Genomic DNA, 11,201 nt, shown 5'->3' on the forward strand with positions numbered 1-11,201 from the left:
CATAAGAACCAGTGGCCGTTGTCACGACCTCGTGAACAATCGCTATCTCTGGCATCGACCCGGCATACCTCGACGACTCACCGGGATCTCTCAACCAGCAAATCCGGCCGGCAGGATACCCGCGGCATGAAAGCGCACCTGTCCCCCGTGCCGGGACTGGTAGTTCGCCACCAAGATTCCCGGGCGTCTGGTTCGGAACGACACGCATGATATGCCCCGTTTATCCCCGCTGCCAGCAACCGAGCGACAGCCCGTTGGTCCCTGAACTGCCGCTCGCGAAAGACATTAGCCGGTCGGTGCTGGCTCGCCGACGGGGGACGCCAAGTGTTCATTCCAGGAAAACCAATGTTCACTCCCGGCCAACCACGGTTCATTTAGGAAAACCGGAAGTTCACCGGAAATTTCGTTTTTCAGCTAGCGCGGGGCGCCTAATCCTCTTCGATGATAAGGGCCATTTCCGGGCAAGAGGCCACACCGTCTCGAACGAGCTGTTCGTCCTCGGGCCTCACCTCGTGCTCTTCGAGGGTCGAATTGCCGGCGGCGTCGATGGGGAACAATTCCGGATCAACGGCGTAACACTGCGCGTGGCCGACGCATCTGGACTTTTCAAGACGAACCTTCACAAGGTTTCCTTCGACTGCTGCAGGAAACACCCAGCCGGGTGGATTGATCGGTCGATCGAGTCTAGAAGACTCCGGGGCCAAGGCCGCCCCAGTGATTCTCGGTATGTCGGATCCGGGCCCGGCTGGATTGGTGCCCGATCGCCACGCATGCGATATTGGTGTGCCGCCTTGCGAAGCGTTGAAGCCGCGGTTCCAGCTGGACCCGGACGGCGCGCACAGGATCCGAACAGCACCCCAATGAGCACCTAGAGCACGCATACACGGGGAGATCTGAGAGTTCATGAGCAGTGTTGGCGAAGGCCAGCCGGGCACGTTCCACCTACCGCGACGTGAGTACGTCGAGTTGCCCATGGCCGCGGACCGAGGAGTCGGATGGAAGGCATTGCGGGACGCCGGGCCGGTGGTGTTCATGAACGGCCACTACTACCTGACGCGCCGCGAGGATGTGCTTGCCGCGCTGCGCAATCCGAAGGTCTTCTCCTCCCGACTGGCACTGCAACCACCCGGCTACCCATTGCCGGTTGTCCCCCTAGCGTTCGACCCGCCGGAGCACACCCGCTACCGCAAGATCTTGCAGCCGTATTTCAGCCCGCAAGGACTGAGTAAGTCCCGGCCGGTCTTGCAGCGCCACGCCACGGAAATGATCGCCGCACTTGCCGGCCGCGGAAAGTGCGAGGCGATGGCGGATTTCGCGAGGCTGTACCCGTTTCAGGTTTTCCTCGACCTATACGGTCTGCCGCTGGAGGACCTCGAGCGGGTCATCGCGTGGAAGGACGCCGTCGTCGCCGACAAGCCCTACCTCTCGCAGGAGGACCTCGAAAAGGGGCAGGAGCTGCTGGCATATCTGAGCGACGCGATACAGCAGCGCCGGCAAAATCCGGGTTCTGACATGTTGTCGCGAGTGATGACCGGCGAGGGCAACTTCAGCGATCTTGAACTGCTGGGCATGAGCCACCTGTTGATCTTGGCCGGATTGGACACCGTCACCGCGGCGATCGGGTTCTCCCTCTTCGAATTGGCCCGCCGGCCGCGACTGCGCGACGCGCTGCGCGACAATCCCAAGCAGATCAGGGTTTTCGTGGAGGAGATCGTTCGCCTGGAACCGTCGGCGCCGGTGGCCCCGCGGGTGACGACGGAGATCGTCACCGTGGGCGGCATGATGCTCCCGCCTGGTACGTCCGTGCGGTTGTGCATGGCCGCGGTCAACCGCGATGACAGCGACGCGATGTCGACCAACGATCTGGTCATGGACGGCAAGGTGCACCGGCACTGGGGATTCGGGGGTGGGCCGCACCGCTGCCTGGGTTCTCACCTGGCGCGGATCGAACTGACCATCATCGTCGCGGAATGGCTGCGGCAGATCCCCGACTTCGACGTGCCCGACGACTACACGCCGACAATCAAGTTTCCGTCAAAGACGTTCGCGCTCAAGGAGTTACCGCTGCACTGGAGTTGATTCCGGCCGCCCGGAATCCCCCAGCGCAGCGGTATCCGTCCTACCTGCGGAACTCGGTGGCAGCGACCTGAACGAAAACGCCGGTGTCCTCGGCCATCAGCAGGCCCCGGCCACGGGGCAGCGGGCCGCCCTTCATCTTGCCGCGAATGAAGCCCTCGTCCGGGTCGGCGTCCATCACCAGCAACGGCGCGTTCGCCTGGTGAAGAGCCCGCAGCATCGGGTCGCTGCCCGCCGAAGACCAGCCGCCGAAGGTACGGGTGACCATCACGTGCAAGCCGACATCGGCGGCGCGGGTCACCCAGGCGGCGGCCTTGTGCAGGGGGGAATCGAAGCCCGCGGGCATCTGCTGGATGTCGTCGACGATCAGGAAGATCTCCGGGCCGCTCCACCACGACCGCGACAACAACTGCTCCGCCGACAGGCCGGGTGGAGGTTCACGGCTGGCCAGCAGCGCGGACAAGTCGTTCATCATCGCCTGAACGCCGTCAAGGTTGTAGGCGAACTTCTCCACGTACTCCGTGCCCAGCACGGTCAGCAACTGACGGCGCGGGTCGACCAGCCATACCTGCGCCGACGGCCCCGACGTCGGCGGTGCGATGCTCGCACCCGGCGCGTAGAGGCGGCCGATCTCGGACATGATCGTGGCCAGCGTCGTGGTGCGACCACATTCGCGGCGGCCCGTCACCATCAGGTGCGCGTTTTCGGCGAAGTTGAGGTAGACCGGCGCGAGGTCCAGTTCCGATATCGCCCAGGCGATTCCGCCCGCGCCGACGCCCTGGCGGGTGTCCCGGGCGGCCAGCTCCCGCACCTGTTCCACGCCGAACCGTGCCGGCAGCCGGCGCACTGGCGGAGCCTGACCGCTCGCGAGCCGACCGACCGCATCGACGATGCTGTCCGACGCGAAAACGTGGTTGGGTGTGCTCGCCAGCGCCGGCCGGGCCACCAGTGTGTGCAGACCGGCCTGCGGGTCGGAATCGAGCCGGACGTAGTTGACCGCAACCATGCCGCGCCCGGGCTTGACCGGAACCTCCTTGGCGAACCGCGAACGCACCAGCTTGGCGTCTTCCACGGCGGCCAGGCGCAGTTCGACCCGAGAGCCGAAACCGCTGCGCACCGGCGGCCGCAGCTCCGACTCGCGATCGGCGGTGACGACGACGTGCACGCCGAACGACGGACCCTGGTTGATGATCACGTTGACCTGCTCGATGAGCACCTCGTTCTCTTCGGCCAACGCCCGGTAGTTGTCGATGACCAGGTAGACGTCGCCGAAACCGTCGTTGGGCACCGGCCCGGGCTCACCGCCGAACCGGCGCCGCCGGAAGACCTCCATCGAGGCGATTCCGTATTCCAGGAAGCTGCGCTTGCGCTCACGCACCAGCGCCAGCAGCTCGGCCACGGTACGGCGCACGCCGTAGGGATCGGTCGGACCGGCCACCTCGCCCACGTGGGGCAAACGGGCGACGGTCGTCAGGGCGGTGCCGCTATAGGCCAGGCAATAGAACTGCACCTGCTCCGGCGTGTGGGTCAGCGCGGCCGAGCAGATCACCGTCTGCAGCGCCGTGGTCTTGCCGGACCCGCCGGCGCCCAGAATCAGCACGTTGGCACCGGGTCCGGACGTGTCGACCGTCCACGGCGGCTGGTCGTGCTTGAACGGGCGGTCGATGATCCCGAGCGGGAACACCAGGTCCTGGACGGTGCCGTAGTCCTGCTGCCACGGGTGGCCGAGGAACCTGTTGACCAGTTCGTCGATGGCCACTGGTTGGCTCAGCGGCGGCTGCCACAACCGGTAGGGCTCGAAGTCGATGCGGCGCAGCTGATCGATGATCACCGTGCCGACCTTGGGTGTCCTGATCCCCTCTTCGTCTTCCTCTTCGACCTCGATCGGCTGCACCTCGCCGTTGCCGTTCGACAGCGCCGCCGGCATCTGCACGTTCGGCCCCCCGACGCTCACCTCGAGCGGGGTGAAGTCGTTGGTGAACAGTTGCGGGCGCACGTAGTCGATGCTGTGCACCAACGCCGGTGCTTCCTCGCCGTCGACGGTGATGCCCCGTGGGATGTAGTCGCGCCACAGGAACTCGGCCTGGAACCGAACAATGTCCTCGAGGCTCCTACGGAAATATCCCAGACCGGCCTGGGCGGGCAGGTTCACGGCATTCGGCACGCCGGCGGCCTGAGCGGCGCCGGCGGTACGCGCCTTCAGCACCAAGCGGTAACCCATGTTCTCCATGAGCTTTTCGGCCCGGCTTTCGATGGTCTGCGAGGCCATCATCAGGTGGATCCAGTAGGCACGTCCCTGACGGCCGATCGAGTCGAGCACGTCGACCGCGGTCGGCATGATGCGGAACCATTCGTAGAACTCGTCGATGACGACCACGAGCATCGGCAGCGGCGGCATGTCCTGACCGCGGGCGCGCATCCTGGCGCGTACCGAGTTGTACTCCTTGGCATCGTCGACGCCCGCGCTGTCGCAGATCGCCTTGCGGCGGGCGATCTCACCCCACAGCGCATCCAGGAAGCGCTCCATCAGGGCCTGGTCTTCCTCGAGGTCGGTGATGATCCGCGACACGTGCGGCACGCCGGCGAATGGCTTGACCGCGGACCCACCCTTCAGGTCGGCCAGGACGAACTGCAATTCCTCCGGGGGGTGACCGAGCATCAGCGACTCGATCACGGTTCGCACCAGCGTCGACTTACCCGAACCGGTCGTGCCGGACATGACCCCGTGGGGGCCGTCGCCGCCTTCGTCCAGCGACTTCATGTCCAAGAACAGCAACTCGCCGTTGTCGGAGCGGTTGCCGAACGGTGCGCGCAATCGCGATCGGCCCATCGAGTCGGTGCGGCTGCCCCACAGCGCATCGAAGTCGATGTCGGCAGGATCGTCGATCCCGTAGTAGGCCATGATGTCCCGGGCCCCGATGTGGGCCACCCGTTGGCCGATCTCCTCGTACGCCTCGGCGAGCCGCCAGCGTGCCAGCTTCTGCGCGAACTCCTCGGCTTCCGCGATGCTGAGCTGGTCGGTGAGCGCGAAGAACCACGGCTTCTCGTCGATGACCATCCAGGTGTCGCGGTCACGCGGCAGCGTCTCGATCACGCCGCGTTCGTCGAAGCGCAACGTGCGCTCCGGCACCGAGGACCACATCGAACCGCCCGTCAGGTCGAAGAACGTCACCCCGTCGATACCCTCGGAGCTGATCACGTACTCCCACTGCGGATCCGTGACGTCGGCGATGATCACCGTATGCGGCGTCGGGGTCTGCGCCGACGAACTGGCGTGCCGGGGCGTGAAAGAGCCACGGCCGGCGAACAATTCGGCCTGCTCCGCGGCGAACTCCCGCACCGAGCTGTAGACCATCCGGGCGTTCCCGGCCGCGTCCTGACGACGGGGGTCACCGAAGTGCGGAAGCCACTTGACCCAGTCCCATTGCTCCAATTCCGAACTCACCACGATCATCTGCACGTGGTCGGGTCCGTGGGAGAACGTCAGCTGGCAGATGATCGCCCGCATCAGGCCCAGAACCTGTTCCCGCTCTCCGAGCAGCGAGTACCACGGCTCGACGAGCAGGGAGATCATCTTCGGCAGGTTGTATACGACGCTTTGATACCGCCCGAACTCCTGAAGAGCCTTACCCGTCACGGGCTCGAGCTCGATGTCGGTGGGCATGTTCTGCGGTTCACCCCAGGTCACCTCGGGACGAGTCATGCCTACGCCGACACGCACGACACCGAAGTTGAGGTCCTTGCCGTCGGGCTTGCGCTCCCACATCCGCGACGACCCCACCGCGGCCGCCAGCGTGGTGGGCGCGGGGTGGAACCACCGGTAGTTGGTGTCCATGCTGTCGGCGGACTCGTGCGCGGTGTCGCGCAGCATGTCCAGCATCAACATGAACTGGGCGCGCATCGCGTCCAGCTTCGGCCGGCTCATCTGCTGCTGGCCGCCGAACCGGCCGCCGAACATCATCATCGCGACGCCACCGATCATGAAGATCGGGAAGATGGCGCCGGCACCGCCGAACACATGGGAACCGCTGGAGAACACCATCGCGACCATGCCGATGATCAGGCCGACCACCAACACGCCGACCACGATGAGCCACCACGGCTTGCCCTCGGGGGGAGGGATGCTCAGCGGGGTCGGCAGGACAATGTTCTCGGGCTTGATAACCGGGGGCTTTTCCGGTGTCGGCCGCGCGAATCCACGTTTCATCTCGGTACCACCAACTCTGCGGGGTTCATATCCATCGGTAGGGTGTCGTGCTCGACCAAGGCGTCTGCGCGTGACAACGTCGGGCCTTGGGGCAGCAGCCGCAGCGCCACCCAGGGCGCCAGGCTCGGTGTGCCCTTCAGGCCCAGGGCCTCGCGCACGTCGCGCGTGTCGTCCACGCCGAACCGGGCGCCCGCATCGGTCAGCCACCATAGCGACTCGGTCGTCTTGGCGCCCGGATCGTTGCCGGTGACGGCCACGAAGTTCGCGTAGTCGGGGCCGAAGAACACCTGGTCGGCCTGGCGGCCGCTGGTGTCTGCCTTCACCAGCGAGACGACCTTGCCGATCTCCTTCGACGCGACCGGGATGGTCGCGCCGGACACCACCTGGACGCGAGCCCGGTTCTCACCGGAGGTCTTCTGCCACCACCAGCAGGTGGCCGGATTCTCCCGGATATCCATCACGTTCAGCGGGTTGTCCGGGTACGACGACAGATCCAGCTTGTTGACCACCGGCATCTTCGCCAGCGCGGCGGGTTCCACGGTCACGGGTTTGGCGTTCGCCGGGCCGCCGGCGTTCTGCAGGATCTGGGCGACCAGCGGTGGCAGCGTCTGGACACCGTCGGCCAGGACAAGCGAATACTGTTGCGGCCCACTGATTTGCGGGGTGACGATCACGGTGCCCACCGGGCCGGGCGCGCCCGGGAAGGCGGCCGGAGAGCCCGCGTTCGGGATTTCCGGCACGGTCAGTTCCGGCCCCACCGGCAAAGCGTCGTACAGCGCTCGGCTCATCGGCTTCGCCATGCTCACTTGCTCCGGGGTCAGCCCCAGCGGCAACAACACCGAGCGGTTAGTCGCGTCGATGCGCGACCGGCGTCCCTCGCGGATCACCCACGCTTCCCCGCCGTAGTTCAAAACCACGGCATCCGAACCGGTGAGCACTCGCCGATGCCCGCTTAAGTCCGGGGTGCCGTCGATCACCGTCATGGTCACGCCCGACGGCGCCCCGACTCCGGTCGAGGTGGCGACGGTGTCGCAGATGAGCCACGACGACGCGGGCGGACTCTTGGGCGCGAAGTTGGACGGCGCACCGGGTATGCCGACCAGCGGTCCGCGCGGCATGTTCGCGATCTGGCTCGACCGGACCAGGTGCGGGTTGTCCGGGCGCCCCGTGATCAGCCGCGCCGACGCCAGGTTCAGCGCCGGATACAGCTTGTCACCCACGCGGACGTACAGGGCGCCGGAGTCGCGGTCGGCGATGATCGGAGATTCGTTGATCTGGCCCGATGGGCTGATGAACGAGTACAACAGCGCACCCAGGCAGACCACCAAGGCAGCGGACACCGACGCCACCACGGCCAGGTTCTGACGCCGTCCCGGCTCGACTTCCATGCGGACCCGCCACCGAGTCAGCGCCATCGAGGTTCGCCGAGCAAGGAACTGATAGCCGGTTACCTGGGTCCGCGTGGACAACCCGAGGCCATACCCCGACCCCCGCTGCCCACGACTCTCTTCCGCCACTTAATTCACCATCCGGTCTGCTAGAACGCCTGGAGACTGTCCCTGTCGATATCTGGCGCGCGAATTACTCGACAACCAGTGACAACCGTAAAGGACCCGCACGGACCCCGCCACGCGTTCGCCGTGCGCGTTCACTCGTATTCACATCTCGCTTTATCTTGATCGCTATTCAGACGAATCCAACCCGTCGCCGGGCTGGCACTCCTCGCCGCCCCCACTAGTCCCCCGGGCTGGACAATTCCGTGTCGTCACAGGCATCGTAGCCGCGGATGGCCGCTCCGTCCTGCTGAACGACCATTCCGCCCGCCGGGCCGGTTCGTCGGCGCTCACCACAACGGGCGCCACAACGGGCGCCTGTCATCCCAGCAAAGCAAGATGGGCGCATGGCTGACCTCGCCCCCTCCCTGGTCGAACTCGCCCGGCGGTTCGGAATTGCGACGGATTACCAGGATTGGACGGGACGGCGGGTGCTCGTCTCCGAGGCCACGCTGGTGGCGGTGCTCGCCGCGCTCGGGGTCGACGCCGGGTCGGAGCGAGAGCGCAACGCCGCGCTGATCGCGCGGACGCGGACGTATTGGGAACGACGGCTGCCGGCGACCATCGTCGGGCGTACCGGAGCGCCGACGAGGTTCTGGGTGCATGTGACGCACGGCGATCCCGCAGAGGTCTGGTTGCAGCTCGAGGACGGCACGGTGCGCGGCGGGGTGCAGCAGGTGGACAACTTCACGCCGCCATACGAGCTGGACGGACGCTGGGTGGGTGAGGCCAGCTTCGTGTTGCCCACCGACCTACCCCTCGGATACCACCGCGTGCACCTGCGTTCCGGCGACTTCCAGACCAGCACCGCTGTCATCATGACCCCGGACTGGCTCGGGTTGCCGGAGCGGCTCGGCGCCCGCCGCGCGTGGGGTCTGGCCGTTCAGCTCTACAGCGTGCGGTCGCAGCAGTCATGGGGCGTCGGCGATGTCGTCGATCTGACCGACCTCGCGGTCTGGTCGGCGTTCCGCCACGGTGCCGACTACGTCCTCGTCAATCCCCTGCACGCGGCAGCTCCCACCACGCCCATGGAGCCGTCACCGTACCTGCCGACGTCCCGGCGGTTCATCAACCCCCTGTACCTCCGGGTGGAGGCGATCCCGGAATTCGCCGACCTGACCAAGCGCGGGCGGGTGCGGCGCTTGCGGTCCGAGGTCCAGCGACGTGCGGGCGAGCTCGACGCGATCGACCGCGACGGCGCGTGGGCGGCCAAGCGGGAGGCGCTCAAGCTGCTGCACGCGGTACCGCGATCTGCGGGCCGCGAGCTGGCCTACGCCGCGTTCCGCAACCGCGAAGGCCGCGCGCTCGACGACTTCGCCACCTGGTGCGCGCTGGCCGAAGAGTACGGCGGGGATTGGCGCCGCTGGCCGGAATCGCTGCAGCATCCCGACGGTGCCGCCGTCCCCGGGTTTGTCGAAAGGAACTCGGAGGCAGTCGATTTCCACCGCTGGATGCAGTGGCAGCTCGACGAGCAGCTGGCCTCGGCGCAGTCACATGCCACCCGGGCCGGGATGGCGTTGGGCGTCATGCACGACCTGGCTGTCGGGGTGCACCCGAACGGCGCCGACGCCTGGGCCCAGCAGGATGTGCTGGCGCTGGGGGTGACCGCGGGCGCGCCGCCGGACGAGTTCAACCAACTCGGGCAAGACTGGTCCCAGCCGCCGTTGCGCCCTGACCGCCTGGACGATCAGGAGTATCGACCGTTCCGCGCGCTGGTCCGCGCGGTGCTGCGGCACGCCGGCGGTGTCCGCATCGACCACATCATCGGATTGTTCCGGTTGTGGTGGATTCCCCGCGGCGCGGCGCCCACCCAGGGCACCTACATCCGTTACGACCACGAGGCGATGATCGGCATCGTCGCCCTCGAAGCCCACCGCGCGGGGGCGCTGGTCGTTGGCGAAGATCTGGGGACCGTCGAGCCGTGGGTGCGCGACTACCTCTTATTGCGCGGCGTGCTGGGCACCTCGATTCTCTGGTTCGAGTTGGATCGGGACGGAAATGGCGGACCGCTGAACCCTTTGCCGGCCGAGCGCTGGCGGGAATACTGTCTTTCGTCGGTCACCACCCACGATCTGCCGCCCACGGCCGGATATCTGGCCGGCGACCACGTGCGCCTGCGGGAGGCGCTGGGGTTGCTGACGCGGCCCGTCGAAGACGAGCTCGCGTCCGACCGGGCCGAGCTGGCGGCCTGGATTGCCGAGCTGCGCCGGGTCGGGTTGCTCGATGACGGGCAAGAGGACCCGGAACAGGTGGTCCGAGCGCTGTACCGGTATCTGGGACGAACGCCGTCGCGGCTGTTGGGGGTGGCGCTGCCGGACGTGGTCGGTGACCGCCGGACCCAGAACCAGCCGGGCACCACCGACGAATACCCGAACTGGCGGGTTCCCCTGACGGGTTCGGACGGTCGACCGGTGACGCTCGAGGACCTTTTCGCCGACCGCCGGGCGGCGGACTTCGCCGAGGCCGTGCGGGCCGGGATCGCGCCTGAACCATAGGGGCGACCTGTTAACTTCGGGGTTCATGAAGGTTTCCGTCGTGGCCCCGGTCGCCGATGGTGTTACGGCGGATCCCGACTGGATGGTCAGCTTCGCGAGTCACCTCGAGCGGTGCGGGTTCGAATCCATCGTTGTCGTCGAGCACTCGGTGCTGGTCACCCGCTACGACAGCGTCTATCCGTACGACAGTTCCGGGCGCGTCGGGCTGGCGGCCGACTGCCCCATTCCCGACCCGCTCGACCTGCTGGCCTTCCTTGCCGCCCACACCAGTCGGCTCGGGTTGGCCACCGGCGTCCTGGTGCTGCCGAACCACCATCCGGTGGTGCTCGCCAAGCGGGCGGCCACTGTCGATGTGCTTTCCGGTGGGCGGCTACGCCTATGCGTCGGTGTGGGCTGGTTGAAGGAAGAGCTCCAGGCGTGCGGCGCCGACTTCGAGCGCCGTGGCAGACGCGCCGACGAGCAGCTGGCCGTTCTGCGGGCACTGTGGGGCGACCACCCGCAGGGGGTTTCGTACCACGGCGAATTCTTCAGCTTCGACGACGTCATGTGTTATCCGAAACCCATTGCAGGCGAACGACTTCCGATTCACATCGGTGGCCACAGCCGGGCCGCCGCCCGCCGGGCCGGGCGCCTGGGAGATGGCTTTCAGCCGCTGGGTGTGACCGGCCCAAGACTCGCGTCGCTGATCGCTGTAATGCGGGAAGAGGCCTCGTCGGTGGGGCGCGATCCGTCGTCCCTGGAACTGTCATTGGGTCACCTGGTGACCAAGATCGATGCCGAGCGCGCGGGCGGCCTCATCGATCAGGGCGCGGACCGGATCGTGTTGGCGATGCCGCCGACCAGCGATATCGAACAGGCGAAGGACATGTT

General features: G+C 66.7%; 6 protein-coding genes. 3 read left to right on the plus strand and 3 right to left on the minus strand.

From position 1 onward, the window contains the following. Nucleotides 1–428: 428 nt before the first annotated feature. Nucleotides 429–623, minus strand: coding sequence for a ferredoxin (locus JO059_RS06495; protein ID WP_293315275.1), 195 nt, complete (start codon nucleotides 621–623; stop codon nucleotides 429–431). A gap of 280 nt (nucleotides 624–903) precedes the next feature. Here JO059_RS06495 and JO059_RS06500 point away from each other — a divergent pair, with 280 nt between their 5' ends. Continuing rightward, on the plus strand, nucleotides 904–2,079 hold the full coding sequence (locus JO059_RS06500) for a cytochrome P450 (protein WP_293315276.1): 1,176 nt from the start codon (nucleotides 904–906) through the stop codon (nucleotides 2,077–2,079). 40 nt (nucleotides 2,080–2,119) lie between these two features. Here JO059_RS06500 and eccCa read toward each other — a convergent pair whose 3' ends face one another. Both eccCa and eccB read right to left on the minus strand, forming a co-directional pair. Next, entirely contained in the window at nucleotides 2,120–6,283 is a 4,164-nt protein-coding gene (gene eccCa, locus JO059_RS06505) for a type VII secretion protein EccCa (RefSeq protein ID WP_293315277.1), read from the minus strand. Then, nucleotides 6,280–7,800, minus strand: a complete 1,521-nt coding sequence (gene eccB / locus JO059_RS06510) for a type VII secretion protein EccB (RefSeq protein WP_293315278.1) — start codon at nucleotides 7,798–7,800, stop codon at nucleotides 6,280–6,282. Before eccB ends, eccCa begins: the two co-directional genes overlap by 4 nt. 383 nt (nucleotides 7,801–8,183) lie before the next feature. On the opposite strand from eccB, the gene malQ reads away from it, so the two are divergent. Then, on the plus strand, nucleotides 8,184–10,331 hold the full coding sequence (gene malQ / locus JO059_RS06515; protein WP_293315279.1) for a 4-alpha-glucanotransferase: 2,148 nt from the start codon (nucleotides 8,184–8,186) through the stop codon (nucleotides 10,329–10,331). 25 nt (nucleotides 10,332–10,356) lie between these two features. Then, nucleotides 10,357–11,201, plus strand: an 845-nt coding sequence (locus tag JO059_RS06520) for an LLM class F420-dependent oxidoreductase (protein WP_293315280.1), incomplete at its 3' end; no start/stop codon positions are given.

The organism is Mycobacterium sp., from assembly GCF_019247615.1.
GTDB lineage: Bacteria > Actinomycetota > Actinomycetes > Mycobacteriales > Mycobacteriaceae > Mycobacterium.

Bases quoted from the DNA above. Each gene is read 5' to 3' on its own strand.
- JO059_RS06500 (WP_293315276.1), top strand. From the start codon at position 904: ATGAGCAGTGTTGGCGAAGGCCAGCCGGGCACGTTCCACCTACCGCGA.
- eccCa (WP_293315277.1), bottom strand. From the start codon at position 6,283: ATGAAACGTGGATTCGCGCGGCCGACACCGGAAAAGCCCCCGGTTATC.
- malQ (WP_293315279.1), top strand. From the start codon at position 8,184: ATGGCTGACCTCGCCCCCTCCCTGGTCGAACTCGCCCGGCGGTTCGGA.